This is a genomic window from Vallitalea sediminicola (assembly GCF_054408565.1).
In genome coordinates this window covers 1-279 of sequence record NZ_BTPT01000222.1, presented here as the reverse complement: position 1 = coordinate 279, position 279 = coordinate 1, and the positions used below count along the sequence as shown (strand labels likewise).

The 279-nt window shown below is 31.9% G+C and carries 1 protein-coding gene; it reads left to right on the top strand.

Annotated features, from left to right (window positions below; translation table 11 throughout):
- Positions 1–96 precede the first annotated feature (96 nt).
- Positions 97–279: Rha family transcriptional regulator (locus ACX6CF_RS26500; RefSeq protein WP_458788380.1), on the top strand; the 183-nt coding region annotated here is incomplete at its 3' end.

Here is a 279-nt window from a genome sequence, read left to right as displayed (position 1 = left end):
AAGTGGTTAAAAGAAAATGAATATCCTTGCAAAATACCTCATGCAGTCAAAGGCAAGAGCAAGACATTCAATGTCACTTATAAGGTGGTGGCGTAGATGAATGAATTAGATAAAATTAAAAATGATGAAATATTTACCGATAGTATGATAATAGCAGATGGTACTAATAATGAACATGAATCAATCGTTAGATTAATAGATAATTATACTCCTGAACTAGAGGAATTAGGCAAAATTGAATTTACCGATTTGAAATCGGGTAAAAGAGGACGACCATCA